Raw genomic sequence first — 17,239 nt, forward strand, 5'->3', positions numbered from 1 at the left:
TACATTATTTATTTCTACTTCGGGATATACACGTGTGAGATTGTTTTCTCAATTAAGTTGGTACTTCCGCAGCGAGTGGCGTCGCTATCTTGGAGCAGTGACTCTGCTTATTATTATCTCTATTTTGCTACTGATTCCTCCATACCTAGTGGGTGCAATTGTTGACGGTATTAGTACCGGATCTATGTCATCTAACCAATTGATGGTATGGGTTGGTGTTATGCTGGTCGTTGCATTGATGGTTTATATTCTGCGTTATATATGGCGTTTATGGTTGTTTGGGGCGTCATATCAATTAGCGATTAAATTACGCAATAATTTTTACCGGCAGCTTAGCCGTCAAAATCCCGAATTTTATCTGCGTCACCGTACGGGGGATTTGATGGCCCGTGCTACTAATGATGTGGATCGTGTAGTATTTGCTGCGGGTGAAGGTGTTCTTACTTTAGTTGACTCGTTGGTTATGGGTTGCTCAGTGATGATTATGATGAGTGTACAAATCAGCTGGCAGTTAACTCTGCTATCTTTGTTACCTATGCCTATTATGGCAATTATCATTAAACGATATGGTGATCAGCTTCATGGCCGTTTCAAATCCGCACAAGGTGCATTTTCTGCTCTGAATAACCAAGTCCAAGAGAGTTTGAGCAGTATCCGAATGATCAAGGCATTTGGCCTTGAAGATCTGCAATCAAATCAGTTTGAACAGGTTGCTGTGGAAGCTGGCCGTAAGAATATGTATGTTGCTAAAGTGGATGCCAGATTTGATCCGACAATTTTTATTGCGATCGGTATGTCAAATTTTTTGGCTATAGGTGGTGGTAGCTGGATGGTGTTGAATGGTGTTTTGACACTTGGTGAACTCACTAGTTTCGTGATGTATCTCGGCCTGATGATTTGGCCAATGTTGGCGTTGGCGTGGATGTTTAATATTGTTGAACGGGGAAGTGCTGCATACAGCCGTATCCGTAGTTTGTTGCAAGAGCCGCCGGTCATTGAGGATGGTACCCGCCATTTATCGCCTGAACGTAGTACTTTGAATGTAAATATCAAAGCGTTTAATTATCCACAAAGTAACAAGACTGTTCTGAGTCAGATTAATTTCTGTTTAGCTCCCGGGCAGTTGCTGGGGATTTGTGGTCCGACCGGCTCAGGTAAGAGCACGCTACTTGCGCTGATACAAAGACAGTTTGATGTGACTGATGGGGAAATTCTTTTCCAATCGATAAAAATTACTGATATCCGGTTAGATGAGTGGCGAGCGCGGTTTGCTGTTGTAAATCAAACACCTTTTCTATTTTCAGATACAGTTGCTAGGAATATTGCTTTGGGATGTCCAGATGCAACACAGGAACAAATTGAAGAGGTTGCCCGTCTTGCCAATGTCCATGAAGATATTCTTAGTTTACCTGAGGGATATCAAACGGAAGTGGGTGAGCGTGGTGTGATGCTATCTGGTGGACAGAAACAACGCATTTCTATTGCCAGGGCTTTACTTTTAGATGCAGAGATTTTAATTCTGGATGATTCTTTATCGGCAGTTGATGGGCAAACTGAGTACAATATTTTGCAAAACCTTAGCCAATGGAGGCAACAACGCACCGTTATTATCAGTGCTCACCGCCTATCTGCATTAACTGATGCAGATAATATTCTGGTGATGCAGCAAGGTTCTGTTATACATCAAGGGCGGCACCAACAATTGGTAGAACAGCCAGGATGGTATCGTGATATGTATCATTATCAGCAACTTGAAGCAGCACTAGATGACGAGGATGGAGTAGTAGAAGGAAATAAAGATGACTAAGGTTCGTCAATTGTGGCCTTCTCTGAAACGTCTGTTAGTTTATGGAAAAAATTATCGTAAACCATTAGGGCTGGCGGTACTGATGCTGTGGGGGGCTGCAATTGCGGAAGTAAGCGGCCCGGTTTTAATTAGTTATTTTATCGATAATATGGTTGCAACGGGTAATATGCCTGTTGAAGTGGTTACAGGGCTAGCTATAACCTTTGTTGTTTTGCAACTGATTACAGCTGCATTGCATTATTTTCAAGCTTTATTATTTAATCAAGTGTCAGTTGATGTAGTTCAGCAACTTCGTACTGATGTGATGAATGCAGCATTGCGCCAGCCTTTAAGTGCTTTTGATAATCAACCGGTCGGGCAATTGATTTCCCGTGTAACGAACGATACTGAAGTTATTAAAGATCTTTATGTCAATGTGGTTCCAGCAGTATTCCACAGTATAGCACTAATTGGCGCGATGCTGATTGCTATGTTTATGCTGGAATGGCGTATGGCATTGGTTGCTATTCTTATTTTCCCTGTTGTGTTGATTGTCATGGCAATATATCAGCACTTGAGTACACCTATTATTCGGCGGGTACGTAGTTATCTGGCTGATATTAATGATAACTTTAACGAGATCATCAATGGAATGCATGTTGTTCAGCAATTCAGGCAACAGGCTCGTTTTGGTGAGCGTATATTGTTGACTAACCGTGCTCATTATAAAGTGAGAATGCAGGCACTACGGTTGGATGGGATTTTATTGAGGCCATTACTGAGTTTGTTATCGGCTATGGTGTTGTGTGGTCTTATAGTGCTGTTTGGATTCAGTGGATCAGGAGTGATTGGTGTTGGGGTATTGTATGCTTTTATTAATTACTTGGGGCGACTGAATGAACCACTAATCGAACTGGCTGCTCAGCAATCTATCCTGCAACAAGCTGTAGTTTCTGGTGAGAGGATATTTGAGTTAATGGATAGTCCTCAACAAGGTTATGGCATAGATAGTCAGCCGTTATCCAGCGGTCGGATTGAAATAGAAAATTTGAGTTTTTCTTACCGAGATAACAAAGTAGTGTTACAAGATATCAATGTGCAGATTCCGACCCACGGTTTTGTTGCTTTGGTTGGGCATACTGGCAGTGGTAAAAGTACGTTGGCAAATTTACTGATGGGGTATTACCCGTGGCAGAAGGGGGAAATTTACCTTGACGGACGATCTGTATCATCCTTGTCTCATTCGGTGTTACGTAATGGAGTGGCAATAGTTCAGCAGGACCCGGTTGTTCTTGTTGACTCTTTCTTTGGTAATATTACGCTTGGTCGGAATATCTCAGAAGAGAAAGTCTGGCAGGTATTGGAAACAGTACAATTAGCTGAATTAGTACGTTCATTGTCTAATGGTCTTCATACTATCTTGGGAGAGCAGGGTAATACGTTGTCAGCAGGGCAAAAACAATTGCTTGCTATGGCGAGGGTGTTAGTGCAAACACCACAAATTTTAATCCTTGATGAAGCGACAGCAAATATCGATTCAGGTACAGAACAAGCGATACAACAGGCTTTGAGATTGATTCGTCAGCAAACGACTTTGATTGTTATTGCTCACCGTTTGTCCACTATTGTAGAAGCCGATACTATTCTAGTGCTGCATCGTGGTGCAATTATTGAACAAGGACGCCATCAGCAGTTATTGGCGGAATGTGGGCGTTATTATCAGATGTATCAGCTACAACAAGTAGGTGATACATTAAATGAATGCGGCGCAATTTCTGAGAAAGAGATATTGATTTAACCTTATTTGCACTAATCTAGTGCGCTAATGGGGGAGTACATTCGTTGCTCTCCCTTTCTTCCTCTCCCCGTAATTTGTATTTTCTTTATTATTATTTGATTTTTATATGTTTTTAATTTCTGGCACATCCCTTGCTATCTACTTAATTGCAAACACAATAACCGAGTGGTAGGAGGATATATGAAGCTCATTACGACAATTATAAAGCCATTCAAACTGGAGGATATAAGGGGGGCTCTTTCTGGTCTAGGTGTTCAGGGGCTGACTATAACAGAAGTAAAAGGATTTGGTCGTCAGAAAGGGCATGCCGAGCTTTATCGTGGAGCTGAATACAGCCTTAACTTTTTACCTAAAGTAAAGATAGATATCGCTGTAGCAGATGAATTAGTTGAGGAGGTAATTCATGCTATTCAGCAATCCGCTTTCACTGGAAAAGTTGGTGACGGTAAGATTTTTGTTATCGAATTACAGCAAGTTATTCGTATCAGAACAGGCGAAACCAATGATGCAGCACTATAAGTCACTGATAGAGATAATATATATGAAAAGACAATTCTCTGTGGCTGTCGGTATTGCAGCCAGTTGTTTACCATCATTATCTCAAGCGGCAGAAAGTGTTGCCGACAAAGCAGATAATACTTTTATGATGATTTGTACAGTACTTGTTTTGTTTATGACAATTCCGGGCATTGCTCTGTTTTACGGTGGATTGTTGCGGAGCAAAAATGTTTTATCTCTGATGGCTCAGGTTATGGTGAGTTTTGCTCTGGTATGTGTGTTGTGGATAATTTACGGTTACAGCTTGGCTTTTGAACCGGGAAATGGTTTCTTCGGTAGTTTTAGTCAGATGATGTTGAAGAACTTGGTATTGACTGATTTAACTGGCAGTTTTTATCAATTAATTCATGTGGCATTTCAAGGGTCTTTTGCTTGTATTACAGTCGCCTTGATTACTGGTGCCTTAGGGGAACGTATTCGCTTTCCAGCTTTATTGATTTTCAGTGTGTTATGGTTGACGTTTTCTTATCTACCTATGGCGCATATGGTTTGGGGAGGGGGGATACTTTCACAAGATGGGGCGCTAGATTTTGCTGGTGGCACGGTTGTGCATATTAACGCGGCTGTAGCAGGGCTGGTTGGTGCTTATTTATTGGGAAAACGTACTGGTTTTGGGAAAGAAGCATTCAAGCCACATAATCTACCAATGGTTTTCATCGGTACAGCTGTACTTTATATCGGTTGGTTTGGTTTTAATGCAGGTTCTGCTGGTGAAGCTAATGAGATAGCTGCTCTAGCATTTTTGAATACAGTTGTGGCGACAGCCGCTGCTATTTTATCGTGGATTTTCGCTGAATGGTTCTTCCGTAATAAGCCATCACTTTTGGGTGCCTGTTCAGGCTGTATTGCTGGGCTGGTTGGTGTTACACCGGCTGCGGGAACGGTTGGTGTCGGTGGGGCTCTTATCATTGGTCTGATAGCAGGTTTTGCAGGACTTTGGGGAGTCGTGATCCTGAAAAGGTGGTTACGTGCTGATGATGTGTGTGATGTATTTGGTATACACGGCGTATGTGGGATAGTTGGTTGTCTTTTGACCGGGATTTTTACAGCTAAGTCGTTGGGAGGAACCGGTTATTCTGAAGGAATAGCTATGTTGGAGCAAGTTAGTATCCAAGCTTTCAGCATATTAGTTTGTGTAGTTTGGTCAGTAATCGTTGCGTTTATTGCTTTCAAAATAGCGGATCTACTGGTAGGGCTGCGGGTTACTGTTGAAACTGAAAGAGAAGGATTGGATATTAATGCTCACGGCGAAAGTGCTTATAACTAATCTGTAATATAAACGAAACGGCAGCGGTAAGGCCATAAAGTGTGATATTGGTTTCTTATTTGCTGCCTTTGTTACATTTTATTTGGTTCGCTTTCTAATCAGTCCTTCTTGTACAGTCGAGGCGATAAGTACCCCTTCGCGGTTGTAAATCTGTCCACGAACAAAGCCACGGGCCCCAGAGGCTGATGGGCTGTCTATAGCATATAGTAACCAGTCGTCCAGTTTAAATGGGCGGTGGAACCACATGGAATGGTCAATAGTTGCTATCTGGATATTTTTCTCAAGAAATCCAACACCATGAGGCTGCAATGCTGTTGGTAGAAAGTTAAAATCAGAGGCATAGCCAAGTAAGTATTGATGAATTAAAGGATTAGCAGGCATATCACCATTACTGCGAAACCAGACATAGCGTATAGGTTCTTCTGGTGGACAATTAAACGGGCTGTAATATTTTACGGGCCTCATTTCAAACGGGCATGGGTAGAGAAAAATATTTTGCATTCTTTGGGGTAATAGGTGAGATATTTTCTTCGCAATTTCATCTTGAGGGGTGAGTTCTTCTGGATATGGTACATCTGGCATCATATTTTGGTGTTCGAAACCTTCTTCATAGCTTTGGAATGAGGCTGTCATATAAAAGATAGGTTTGCCATTTTGAATCGCGCTCACTCGTCGGGCGCTGAAACTTCCTCCATCACGTAAAATTTCAACGTCATAGACGATAGGTTTACTACTGTCTCCGGGACGTAAGAAATAGCTGTGGAAAGAATTACTGATCCGATTATCTGCGACAGTTTGTGTGGCAGCATAGAGTGCTTGACCGATCACTTGCCCTCCGAAAACCTGAGGAAAACCTAAGTCTTTACTTTGACCCCGGTAAATGCCTTCTTCAATTTTTTCTAGATTCATCAAATTGATCAGATTGTGTAATGACTTACTCATAATATGCCTTTGTTTTTTATTGGGTTATTAGAAATATAACAGGTGATTATTGTCCCATTAATGAATGATAAATAAATAACTAAATTGTAAATGTTTCAGGCCCTGATAGTAGTGCAATAAAGAATATGAGATTTATCTGGGACTTATATTCATTTTTCTAATCTATAATTTAGGTGGCTTAGATTTAATGGTTTGATATTCAAATTCATTTTATTATTTATATAGATCAGTTAAGAATGGAGAAGTGTGTATGAAATTATGGCAAATATCTACGAGTGTATTACTGGCAGCTGCTTTGGTTGGGTGTAATAGCAAAGGCACCGAGACAGTAGATACTCGGGTAGAGCAGATTGAAAATCCAGTAAAACAGCATTATGTTAAAGGCAATATCAATATCTTACAGCGTATTGCATTGCCAGCGGATGCTATTCTGACAGTGTCTTTATCTGATGTATCTCTGGCTGATGCACCCTCAATTACTTTATCCCAGAAGAGAGAACGCTTAGACGGAAAACAATCACCTTTTCATTTTGTTCTGCCTTATCGTCCAAGCGACGTTAAGCCAAATGCGCGTATTGTCGTCAGTGCTTCTGTTTCTCTACATAATCGTTTAATGTTTGTTACAGATACTGCATATGAAGTAATTAATAATGGGAAGACTAAAGATATCGAAATTATACTAAAAGCGGTTAGATAATACATGTTCTTGAGTATTTATTCTCAATGTATAAGAAATCATCATTCGAACCTGCTTGTCTTGCTATTTAGACAGGTATGAATGATAATGGCGCCGCTTTGAAGCCAAAGCAATCAGTCAATGGGGGCTCTGTTGGTTCTCCCGCAACGCTAACTTGTTAACTTGGTCAGGTCCGGAAGGAAGCAGCTATAGCAAGGGATGTGTGTGCCGGGATGTCGCTGGCAGAGCCCTCGCCAATTTTGTTGATAGCTGACCTAATAAGCCGATAGCACTTTACCGGCCCGGATCGTTTTTTGTCTGATGAAGACTACTTTAGCGAACGTATTTCCATACTGAAGGTGGAATTCTGTCATACAGTTTATTCATGGTCAGCTCAGCCAGGCGATGATCCGCAGCAGAGTAGAATAGTTCAAGTTCGTCTCCTGAAAGTTCATATTTGTTTTTTTCAATCACACGCTCTAGTGTATCAATCGTGGTGCATTTTCTTAAACGCATCAGATAATCAGTTTTAGTCATAGTTGCCTTTCTTATTAACATATATAAAAAATTATTTAAGGAAATATCAGCCAAATTTTTCTCAAGGAACAATTTAAGTCATACAACAAAATGCTGGTTAAACGTTCATTAGTTTTGGGGCATTCTGTAAGTTTAGAAAAACTAATCTCATTGCTTACAAACAAAGTATAGGTATATGTACCATCAAAATATTCATCAATTCAAGCAAGAAGGCTGAAATCATCAGAATATTTGATTTTAACGTGCTAAACGAAAGTTGATATGTACTCAATCAATTCATTTAGCTTTAAATTGTCCTGAGACGTAAATGTTATTTACACAACCAGTATCGGTGTACTCTAACACTGGAAGTAACTTCTTGTCTTAGATTCTCACATAAGCATTTTAATTCAGCAATATCATATCATCCTAGTGAATTATTCATCCATGCCATGTTGATCCCCCTGTATATGCTATTACTTAATTTGAGTCAAAGGCGCTAAACATATACATGTATTATAGAAACTCTTTTTCGAGAGATTATTATTATGTGCCTATAATCGTTCTTTGGGATTATTTATCTTTTTTACAGATGATTCTGGTTTGCTTTTGGTAAAGCAAAATCATCTCTTAACAAAAATTCATACCCTTAACGCAATAAACTATAAATATCGGCCAGTATATGTGAATTAATATGTAGGCTTATATAAAATAGTACTACCCTCAGACGCTAGTAACAGCAGATTATAGCCTGATGGCTACAATAATCAACGAATATAACATCATTATTACATAAGTCACTATGTGCTGGTATTGTTTTTTGTCATTTAATGTAAAAAAGATAAAGCAGTTCTTGCCCAACAACTTTCCCAATAATTTTATTAAAGTTAGTAATGTGCGGATTTTTAAGGATATTTTCTACTCATAAAGGGTGGTTTTAATTAAATTTGAACGAAATTATGCAAAAGTTAAGCGGATAGGTTGATGATCAGAATCTGCTTAATGGAAGCAACTATTATATTAAGAAGGCCGTTAAACGGCCTTCCGATTATTGTTAGTTGCATTAGTGAGATTCTGATGCTGGTTCAATCTCCTCTGCTTTCTTACTGAAACGTCGTTTGATAACCACAAAGAATACCGGTACGAAAAAGATAGCTAGCGAAGTAGCGGCAATCATTCCACCTAATACCCCGGTACCTACTGCGTTTTGAGAGCCGGAACCTGCTCCGTTACTCAGTACCAGAGGGATGACACCCAGCATAAATGCCAATGATGTCATCAGAATAGGACGAAGACGCATTCTTACTGCATCTAACGTAGCTTCTATCAGCCCTTTGCCTTCTTTTTCCATCAAATCCTTAGCAAATTCAACGATTAGGATTGCATTTTTTGCTGACAAGCCGATGGTGGTTAACAAGCCAACTTTGAAATAAACGTCGTTATCGAGATCTCGGAATGTCGTTGCTAACAAAGCTCCAATGATACCCAATGGCACTACCAACATGACTGAGAATGGAATTGACCAGCTTTCATACAGTGCAGCTAGGCAGAGGAATACCACTATCAATGACAATGCATACAGAGCAGGCGCCTGATTACCTGACAGGCGTTCTTGATAAGACATACCTGTCCAGTCAAAACCGATGCCATTTGGTAATTGGGATGCCAATTCTTCCATCAAGGCCATTGCATCACCAGTACTTTTGCCTGGAGCTGCTTCACCTAGAATTTCCATTGATGGTAGACCGTTATAGCGCTCCAAACGTGGTGAGCCATACGACCATGGTTCTTTAGATGTATCTGCAAAGGCAGAGAATGGAACCATTTCACCTTGTTTGTTACGGACATATAGTTTGTAGATGTCACTTGGCAGCATACGATAAGGTGCTTCTGACTGAACGTAAACTTTTTTGACACGACCACGGTCGATAAAGTCGTTCACATAGTGGCTACCAAACATCGTGCTTAGCGTTGAATTGATATCAGAGATGGAAACACCTAAAGCTTCAGCCTTTTCCTGATCAATCCTAACCCGATATTGAGGAGTATCTTCCTGACCATTAGGGCGAACACCTACTAACATATCTGGGCGTTGTTGTATCATGCCAAGCAATTGGTTACGGGCTTCGGTCAGTTTGTCATGCCCAAGGTTTGCTTTGTCCATTAATTCGAAATCAAAACCGGTTGCTGAGCCTAACTCTACGATTGCAGGGACGTTAAACGCAAAAACCATGCCTTCTTTGATTTGCTGGAAGTGAGCACTTGCCCTGGCAACAATAGCAGGTACTTTATTTTCAGAGCCAGGACGCTCACTCCAGTCTTTCAGGCTCATAAATGCCAGACCGGTATTTTGCCCCTGACCATTGAAACCAAAGCCATTTACTGTAAATACAGAAACTACACGATCTTTTTCTTCTGTACGGAAATAGTGACTTACTTTATCCAAAACTTTCTGTGTCTGTTCTTGTGTTGCACCTGCTGGCAATTGAACCATTGTCAACAATACGCCTTGATCTTCTTCAGGAAGGAAAGAAGATGGCAGACGAGTAAACATGACAGCCATACCCGCAACCAGCAATACATAAATCACCAAATAACGGCCTGTATTGCGTAGAATGCGGCCGACACTGTCAGTGTAGTGGTGGGTACTTTTATCAAACATTCGGTTAAACCAGCCAAAGATTCCGGTTTGTTTACCGTGGCTACCTTTAGCAACTGGTTTCAGCATGGTAGCACACAGAGCAGGCGTCAGGATTAATGCTACTAATACAGACAGTACCATTGAAGATACGATGGTGATTGAGAACTGACGATAAATTGCACCGGTTGAGCCGCCAAAGAAAGCCATTGGAACAAATACGGCAGACAGTACCATAGCGATACCAACCAAGGCGCTTTGGATTTGCCCCATTGATTTCTTGGTTGCTTCTTTCGGCGATAGTCCTTCTTCTTGCATAACGCGTTCAACGTTTTCTACAACAACAATGGCATCATCTACCAGTAAGCCAATGGCGAGTACCATAGCGAACATGGTCAATGTATTTATTGAATAGCCAAATGCGGCGAGTATCGCAAATGTTCCCAACAATACGACTGGGACCGCAATGGTAGGAATAAGTGTTGCGCGGAAGTTTTGCAAGAATAGATACATTACCACGAACACCAGCATAATGGCTTCAACTAGTGTTTTTACTACTTCGTTAATAGAAATTTTAACAAATGGGGTGGTGTCATATGGATATACGATTTTCAGCCCGTGAGGGAAGAACGGTTCCATATTTTTTAGGGCTTCTTTTACCGCTTTAGATGTATCCAGAGCGTTAGCACCTGTTGCTAGTTTGATACCGATACCCGCAGCAGGTTTGCCGTTAAAGCGGCCAATGAGGTTGTAGTTTTCTGCACCTAGCTCCACTTTTGCTACATCTTTCAGACGGATCTGAGAACCGTCTGTATTGATACGTAGAAGAATATTACTGAACTCTTCAGGTGAAGTCAGGCGGGTTTGGGCAATAATTGAAGCATTCAACCGTTGACCTGGAACTGGGGGAGTTCCCCCTAATTGGCCGGCTGCTATCTGATTATTTTGTGCTTTAATTGCATTTATTACATCCAGAGTCGTCATTTTGTAGTTAATGAGCTTGTCTGGATTCAACCAAATACGCATGGCATATTGGTTACCGAATAGCATTGCATCACCTACACCAGTTACACGGCTCAGAGGATCTTTAATGTTTGCACCTACATAGTCAGAGATATCTTCCTGAGACATGGTTCCATCTTCAGAGGTGAATCCTGTGACCATCAGGAAGGCGTTGGTGGACTTATCAACACGTATCCCTTGCTGCTGTACTTCCTGAGGTAACAGAGGCATAGCCAGTTGCAGTTTGTTTTGTACCTGTACCTGTGCAATATCAGGGTTAGTGCCTGCTTCAAAGGTTAGTGTAATGTTCATGTTCCCAGCAGAGTCACTGTCGGAAGACATATAAACCAAGTTATCGATACCATTCATATTTTGTTCGATAACTTGGGTAACTGTGTTTTGCACAGTAGTCGCATCAGCACCGGGATAAGTTGCGGAGATAGAAATCGCCGGTGGTGCGATAGTAGGGTACTGCGCCACAGGTAATTTTATAATTGCCAGCAGCCCAGCCAGCATGGTGATGATTGCGATTACCCATGCAAATATTGGCCGATCTATAAAAAACTTAGGCATGAATCACCGACTCCTTAATTAAGACTTTTTCGCAGGCTCAGCCTGGTTTGCAGCAGGTTTTGCGTTTAAATCCACTTCTTCTGCTTTGACCGGTATACCGGGCTTAATTTTTTGTAAACCAGTGACGATAACCCGATCACCTGTTTTCAGGCCGGAAGTTACTAGCCATTTATCACCAATAGCTTGATTTGCAGTGATAATGCGTAGTTCGACATTTTCACCTTTACCAACTACCATGACGCTAGCTTCGCCACGAGGTGTACGGGTAACTCCTTGTTGGGGAACCAATATTGAGTCATGACGAACACCATCTTCCAGTTTTGCACGAACAAACATACCTGGCAGTAATTCTTCTTTCGGATTAGGGAATACTGCACGGATATTAATAGAACCCGTTGTTTCATCTACCGTAATATCGGAGAATTCCAGATAGCCTGTTTCACTGTATTCTTTACCGTTTTCCATGATCAGATGAACTTTAGGTTTACTGTTCTCTTTCAGCACAATACCTTTGGCGATTTCATTTTTGAGGCGCAGATAATCATCGCTTGACTGAGTGACATCCACATAAATTGGGTCCAACTGTTGAATAGTCGTCAGTGCTGTTGGTTGACCAACAGAGACCAGAGCACCCTCTGTAATAGTCGATTTGCCGGAGCGGCCACTAATCGGTGCGGTCACTTTAGTATAGGCCAAATTGATACGTGCAGTTTCTACAGCCGCTTTTGCTGCCTGTACTGCTGCATTCGCCTGTGCATAATCAGCATTGGCTTTATCAAACTCCTGTTGACTAATGTAGTTTGTTCCTAACAGTGGCTTATAGCGGTTTACTGTCAGGCGCGCAATCTCTGCATTAGCTTGAGCTTTTGCTAAGTCAGCTTTTGCACTGTCATAGGCAGCCTGGTAAGTCGCTGGATCTATTTGGTATAAGGATGTCCCTGTTTTTACATCGCTTCCTTCTTCATAATTGCGTTGCAGAATGATACCACCTACTTGCGGACGGACTTCTGCAATACGGAAAGCTGATGTTCGGCCTGGTAGTTCGGTCGTGACCATCAGAGGTTCAGTTTTCAGCGTCACGATACCGACTTCAGGAGCCTGTTGGTTCCCAGCAGCTTGCTGAGAGTCTTTGTCGTTACATCCTGAAAGAGCTAAGCTGCCTGAGAGTACCAGTACTGTAGCCAGAGGCAAAACTCCCCTGTTTGTTCGCATAAGTAAACCTCAATATTTTTAAATGTTAATCTTTCAATCCGTAAAACCATTACTCCATTGATAACAGCATGCTATAATACAAACATACATGAATGTATGTAAATCAACTTCAGGCTAAAAACAGAGTATATGGCACGAAAAACTAAACAACAGGCTGAGGAGACCCGGCAACAGATTATAGACGCGGCTATAAAAGAGTTCTCTGAGCGTGGTGTCTCGGCTACTTCACTGACAGATATTGCCACAGCGGCTGGGGTAACCCGAGGAGCAATTTACTGGCACTTTAAAAATAAAGTAGACCTGTTTTCTGAAGCTTGTAAAATGTCAGATTCTAAGATTGATGAATTAGAAAAAGAGTATCAAGCAAAATATTCTAATAATCCACTCCTGATTTTAAGAACTTTCATAATTCATATTTTGACGTCGGTTGTTGACGATCCGAAAAGTCGACTATTGATGGAGATTTTTTTCCACAAATGTGAGTTTGTTGGTGAAATGTCTGCCTTGGTGGAAGCTCGTCAGGAACTGTGTGTTGCAGACTATGTTCGTATTGAAGAGTCACTTTCTAATTGCATTGCATCAGGTCAGCTTCCTTATAATCTGAATCTGAGGCGAGCCGCTATCATGTTGAGAGGGTTGATAACCGGTTTGCTGGAGAATTGGTTGTTTGCACCAGATAGTTTTGATATTCAGAAAGAAGCTGAATTGTTAACGGATAGCTTTATCGATGTGCTTAAATATAGTGAGTATATGAAAATTGTTGAAAAATGAAGAATCAGAATATAGAGGAATTCTATTTTGGTAATTGCTTAATTGCTTAATTGCTTAATTGCTTAATTGCTTAATTGCTTAATTGCTTAATAGCTTGGCTAATGGTCAAAAGTCATTATCTTGTGCTCTTCGTTTATCTATAAAAAGAACAATACCTAGAAGCTGGCCCAAAGTTATATCTAATATCAGATACTATTGCTACTAGCCTTAAGAGTGTAACCCTAAGGAAAGTTATAACCTAAAGCAAATTCTGGAGATTCTGACTGTGCAAAATATACCGGAAGAATTCAGCAAGACTGATACAGATGTTTGTGATACCAGCGAATTGAAATTGGTTGATGGTGCTGAAATCAGTACATTGGTTGAGATTGCCTGGTAGGTTTTGCGATCAGGCATAGTTCTGAGTTGATACAGCATTACGTAGTTGGTCGGTAACTTTTGAGGGATAACTATCTATGCTGGAAATACAAAATGTAACGCATGCCTACGGCCAGCGTGTGATATTAAAAGACTTAAATTTGCAGCTGAAGGAAAAAAGAATTGCCATCATAGGTAGTAACGGCTGTGGCAAGAGTACATTCGTGCGTCTTCTCAATGGATTATTGGTACCGAAAAGTGGTGATGTTCTGGTGGATGGTTTGAACACTAGAACAGATGGTAAAGCGATCCGGCGCAAGGTCGGCTTTGTATTCCAGAATCCTGACAATCAGATCGTTTTTCCCGTTGTTGAAGAGGATTTGGCCTTTGGAATGAAAAATCTCGGTTTTACCAAAGACACGATTCAGCAGAGAATTCAGGAGACACTTTCACGATATGATTTACTTCAGTTTAGGGGGCATCCTGCCCATCTTTTAAGTGGCGGTCAGAAACAACTCCTTGCAATCTCAGGTGTTCTTGTGATGGACCCCGCTTACATAATTTTCGATGAGCCTACAACTTTGCTTGATTTGAGAAATAAGCGCCGTGTTGCCGAAGCAATCGATAACTTATCTCAAACTGTGATTGTGGTATCTCATGACCTTGAGTTTTTGGCGGGGTTTGATCGCGTACTTGTTTTTGATGATGGTCAGGTGGTTGTCGATGACATTCCCACTATCGCTATTCCTGAATATATAAGGATGATGTCATGAGTTTGTCTGGGTATGAGCATGGTTCATCATTTGTGCATCGAGCCAGCCCAGGGCTCAAGATTGTTTCTTTGATTATTTTGGGAACATTACTTTTCGTTGTTCCGCGTATTGAGCTTTCAGTTGCAGCTTTGGCAGGCATCATACTTTTATATTTGTTAGCCAGAATCTCATTGAAAACAGCTTGGGCGCAACTGCGGCCTGCTATATGGGTTCTGTTACTTATTTTTATCGTCCAAGTGTTTTTGCATCATTGGACTGTTGGTGTTCTTGTGGTAGTTCGCCTTGTTTCACTTTTGCTGCTGGCTTCGTTGGTTACTTTCACTACTCGTACCTCTGATATGATTGACGCATTGGAAAAGGGTTTTGGGTGGTTGTACTATTTTGGTGTTAATCCTGGAAAAGTGAGCTTGGCATTATCGCTTGCTTTACGATTTATCCCTGTTCTAGCGTCAATTACAGGGGAGGTACGGGAAGCGCAGAAGGCAAGAGGTCTTGACAAGAGTGTCATAGCAATTGCGGTGCCCGTTATTGTAAGAACGCTTAAGATGGCAGATGATATCTCCGCTGCTATCGACGCCCGCTCCTATGATCCCGGGTTTGAGAAAAAAAAATCAAACAGTAAATAAAGCACAATTTGTAGCCTTATCGAAAAGAAAGAGGATCAAATGTCCACGAAAGATATTGTTTATATCGCATTATTTGCTGCACTAACCGCAGCGCTGGGTTTATTTCCACCATTAGCACTTCCTGTTGTGGGCGTTCCGATAACGGCTCAATCAATGGGAGCGATGCTCGCTGGTGCTATTGTTGGTGCAAAACGCGGGGGATTAGCATTGCTGCTTTTTTGTGTGCTCGTTGCAATTGGATTACCGGTAATGGCTGGAGGTATGGGGGGATTTGGGGTATTTCTCAGTCCGAGTGGTGGTTTTGTTTTGGCATGGCCGATTGCAGCTTTTGTCATCGGCTATTTGTATGAACAGAATCTTGCAAAGCTGAATGTTTTTAAAGAATCTGGATTTCTTGCCTTTGGTGGGATAGTGCTTGTTTACGTGATTGGCATTCCATGGGTTGCAGTATTTGCCAATATCAACCTTTGGCAAGCAACCGTAGGTTCGGTTGGATTCATACCAGGAGATATTATCAAAGTCATATTGGTTATCTTGATTGCTAAAACTGTTCGTCGGGCTTACCCCACTCATGAGTCACATTTTTAAACGTTGGTCTTTGTGACTGGTTGATACTTGGTTGTGAGCACCCAATAGTTGCCGCTAAGAGTCATCATTGTACCGATGATGGCCCAGATAGTTGGACGATAGCCTTCTGTCACGCTGGAGATGGCTAATGCGACAAGTGGAACGAGAAGCATCGTATAAGCTCCTCGTTCTGCACCCAAACGGCCAACAACAGCGAAATAAGTTGTGTATCCAATCACAGAAGGAAACAGGATCAAATAGCATAGAGATGCTACATAGACTGGTGACGGATCAAAACCAAATGTCTGCTTGGTTAATAAAGCATAGCTGAGCAGGAATATAGCGCCATATCCCATAGAAATACCGGTCATTGGTAGAACAGTGATACCTTTTCTTTGTAATTGAACTGCGGAAATGTTGGCGAATGAGAACGCGAGAGTTGCGGAGATGGCGTAACCGAATCCCACCCAATTCCACTCATTATTAAAAAATTCTGGACTGAAGACTAAAATTATCCCTGCCAGACCGACTAGCGCACCTACCAGAACTGTTCGTGAAGTTGATTGTCGCAGGAAGAGAGTGGTATTCACGGAATTGAATAATATGACTAAAGAGTAGGTGAGAGCGATTAAACCGGTGGTGATCAAGGCCGCAGCTTTGTAAATTAGTAAGAATGCAACAGCAAATCCGCACGCTCCGAGCGAAGCGAAGGAAAGGTGATCGCGCCAGGTATATGTGAGTTTTTCCCGCGAAATTGCCGCTATCAGAAGTAACAATCCTGATGCACACCCAAAACGATAAATCAGAGATATTACAGGTGAAACGTCAGTTAATTGCAGTTTTGCTGCATACCACGATGTTCCTCCCGTGATGATCGTCACGATGTACAGAACAGCAGTAGCGTAAGAAAAGGGCATCTTCATGCTTAGACTCCAGCATCTTATCAAAATGCATTACGACCATAGGATCAGATACTTCTCACTTAATAGACCGATGAAAGAGCCTGTGGCGATCCGATTGCCTCCCGCAGGCAAGACGATATGAGGATTACTAGTACTACAGCCGTAGATATTGTGTAATAATGCGCCAAGTTCTCATGCCAACATAGCGAAAGATTCGATGCAAACACCGTTGACCCTGTGGACACAGGAACTGGATACATTACACGCCCGTTTAG

14 protein-coding genes and 1 other RNA gene are annotated in these 17,239 nt (G+C 41.6%); 10 read left to right on the forward strand and 5 right to left on the reverse strand.

What is annotated here, in order from left to right; translation table 11 throughout:
* Positions 1–34: 34 nt before the first annotated feature.
* From AM629_RS05635 to amtB, 4 genes are all read left to right on the forward strand, one after another.
* Entirely contained in the window at positions 35–1,807 is a 1,773-nt protein-coding gene (locus tag AM629_RS05635; RefSeq protein WP_054476933.1) for a SmdA family multidrug ABC transporter permease/ATP-binding protein, read from the forward strand.
* Positions 1,800–3,584 carry a SmdB family multidrug efflux ABC transporter permease/ATP-binding protein gene (locus AM629_RS05640; protein ID WP_054476935.1) on the forward strand — a complete coding sequence of 595 codons (1,785 nt, stop codon included), beginning with the start codon at positions 1,800–1,802 and terminating at the stop codon, positions 3,582–3,584. The genes AM629_RS05635 and AM629_RS05640 overlap by 8 nt, the downstream gene beginning before the upstream one ends.
* Positions 3,585–3,764: 180 nt before the next feature.
* On the forward strand, positions 3,765–4,103 hold the full coding sequence (glnK, locus tag AM629_RS05645) for a P-II family nitrogen regulator (RefSeq protein WP_054476937.1): 339 nt from the start codon (positions 3,765–3,767) through the stop codon (positions 4,101–4,103).
* Between the two features lie 22 nt (positions 4,104–4,125).
* Entirely contained in the window at positions 4,126–5,409 is a 1,284-nt protein-coding gene (amtB, locus tag AM629_RS05650; protein WP_054476972.1) for an ammonium transporter AmtB, read from the forward strand.
* Between the two features lie 78 nt (positions 5,410–5,487).
* Here the strand turns inward: amtB and tesB are convergent, their stop codons facing one another.
* Complete coding sequence (gene tesB / locus AM629_RS05655; protein WP_054476942.1) at positions 5,488–6,351, reverse strand: acyl-CoA thioesterase II; 864 nt, start codon at positions 6,349–6,351, stop codon at positions 5,488–5,490.
* A gap of 250 nt (positions 6,352–6,601) precedes the next feature.
* Here tesB and AM629_RS05660 point away from each other — a divergent pair, with 250 nt between their 5' ends.
* Complete coding sequence (locus AM629_RS05660) at positions 6,602–7,048, forward strand: YbaY family lipoprotein (RefSeq protein WP_054476945.1); 447 nt, start codon at positions 6,602–6,604, stop codon at positions 7,046–7,048.
* Between the two features lie 130 nt (positions 7,049–7,178).
* Positions 7,179–7,275: signal recognition particle sRNA small type (ffs, locus tag AM629_RS21915), an RNA gene on the forward strand.
* 85 nt (positions 7,276–7,360) lie between these two features.
* On the opposite strand, the gene AM629_RS05665 is transcribed toward ffs, so the two are convergent.
* The 3 genes from AM629_RS05665 to AM629_RS05675 form a co-directional block, all read right to left on the reverse strand.
* Positions 7,361–7,564, reverse strand: coding sequence for an HHA domain-containing protein (locus AM629_RS05665; protein ID WP_011147992.1), 204 nt, complete (start codon positions 7,562–7,564; stop codon positions 7,361–7,363).
* A 1,042-nt stretch (positions 7,565–8,606) separates the two neighbouring features.
* Positions 8,607–11,756 (reverse strand): efflux RND transporter permease subunit, encoded by a 3,150-nt coding sequence (locus AM629_RS05670; RefSeq protein ID WP_054476948.1) that lies wholly within the window; start codon positions 11,754–11,756, stop codon positions 8,607–8,609.
* A gap of 18 nt (positions 11,757–11,774) precedes the next feature.
* Complete coding sequence (locus AM629_RS05675; protein WP_054476951.1) at positions 11,775–12,968, reverse strand: efflux RND transporter periplasmic adaptor subunit; 1,194 nt, start codon at positions 12,966–12,968, stop codon at positions 11,775–11,777.
* 129 nt (positions 12,969–13,097) lie between these two features.
* Between AM629_RS05675 and acrR the strand changes: the two genes are divergently transcribed.
* From acrR to AM629_RS05695, 4 genes are all read left to right on the forward strand, one after another.
* Complete coding sequence (acrR, locus tag AM629_RS05680; RefSeq protein ID WP_054476954.1) at positions 13,098–13,739, forward strand: multidrug efflux transporter transcriptional repressor AcrR; 642 nt, start codon at positions 13,098–13,100, stop codon at positions 13,737–13,739.
* Positions 13,740–14,194: 455 nt separating this feature from the next.
* On the forward strand, positions 14,195–14,869 hold the full coding sequence (locus AM629_RS05685) for an energy-coupling factor ABC transporter ATP-binding protein (RefSeq protein WP_054476956.1): 675 nt from the start codon (positions 14,195–14,197) through the stop codon (positions 14,867–14,869).
* A complete protein-coding gene (locus AM629_RS05690) occupies positions 14,866–15,495 on the forward strand; it encodes an energy-coupling factor transporter transmembrane component T family protein (RefSeq protein ID WP_054476958.1) in 630 nt (209 codons plus the stop codon). Before AM629_RS05685 ends, AM629_RS05690 begins: the two co-directional genes overlap by 4 nt.
* Positions 15,496–15,534: 39 nt before the next feature.
* Positions 15,535–16,083, forward strand: coding sequence for a biotin transporter BioY (locus AM629_RS05695; protein ID WP_054476960.1), 549 nt, complete (start codon positions 15,535–15,537; stop codon positions 16,081–16,083).
* On the opposite strand, the gene AM629_RS05700 is transcribed toward AM629_RS05695, so the two are convergent.
* Positions 16,080–16,985 (reverse strand): DMT family transporter, encoded by a 906-nt coding sequence (locus tag AM629_RS05700; protein ID WP_054476962.1) that lies wholly within the window; start codon positions 16,983–16,985, stop codon positions 16,080–16,082. The genes AM629_RS05695 and AM629_RS05700 overlap by 4 nt on opposite strands.
* Between the last annotated feature and the right edge of the window lie 254 nt (positions 16,986–17,239).

This window comes from Photorhabdus heterorhabditis, assembly GCF_001280945.1.
In the GTDB taxonomy this organism is placed as follows: Bacteria; Pseudomonadota; Gammaproteobacteria; order Enterobacterales; family Enterobacteriaceae; genus Photorhabdus; species Photorhabdus heterorhabditis.

Coding starts and splice junctions, on each gene's coding strand:
- AM629_RS05640 (WP_054476935.1), top strand. CDS start 1,800: ATGACTAAGGTTCGTCAATTGTGGCCTTCTCTGAAACGTCTGTTAGTT.
- glnK (WP_054476937.1), top strand. CDS start 3,765: ATGAAGCTCATTACGACAATTATAAAGCCATTCAAACTGGAGGATATA.
- amtB (WP_054476972.1), top strand. CDS start 4,126: ATGAAAAGACAATTCTCTGTGGCTGTCGGTATTGCAGCCAGTTGTTTA.
- tesB (WP_054476942.1), bottom strand. CDS start 6,351: ATGAGTAAGTCATTACACAATCTGATCAATTTGATGAATCTAGAAAAA.
- AM629_RS05660 (WP_054476945.1), top strand. CDS start 6,602: ATGAAATTATGGCAAATATCTACGAGTGTATTACTGGCAGCTGCTTTG.
- AM629_RS05665 (WP_011147992.1), bottom strand. CDS start 7,564: ATGACTAAAACTGATTATCTGATGCGTTTAAGAAAATGCACCACGATT.
- AM629_RS05670 (WP_054476948.1), bottom strand. CDS start 11,756: ATGCCTAAGTTTTTTATAGATCGGCCAATATTTGCATGGGTAATCGCA.
- AM629_RS05675 (WP_054476951.1), bottom strand. CDS start 12,968: ATGCGAACAAACAGGGGAGTTTTGCCTCTGGCTACAGTACTGGTACTC.
- acrR (WP_054476954.1), top strand. CDS start 13,098: ATGGCACGAAAAACTAAACAACAGGCTGAGGAGACCCGGCAACAGATT.
- AM629_RS05685 (WP_054476956.1), top strand. CDS start 14,195: ATGCTGGAAATACAAAATGTAACGCATGCCTACGGCCAGCGTGTGATA.
- AM629_RS05690 (WP_054476958.1), top strand. CDS start 14,866: ATGAGTTTGTCTGGGTATGAGCATGGTTCATCATTTGTGCATCGAGCC.
- AM629_RS05695 (WP_054476960.1), top strand. CDS start 15,535: ATGTCCACGAAAGATATTGTTTATATCGCATTATTTGCTGCACTAACC.
- AM629_RS05700 (WP_054476962.1), bottom strand. CDS start 16,985: ATGAAGATGCCCTTTTCTTACGCTACTGCTGTTCTGTACATCGTGACG.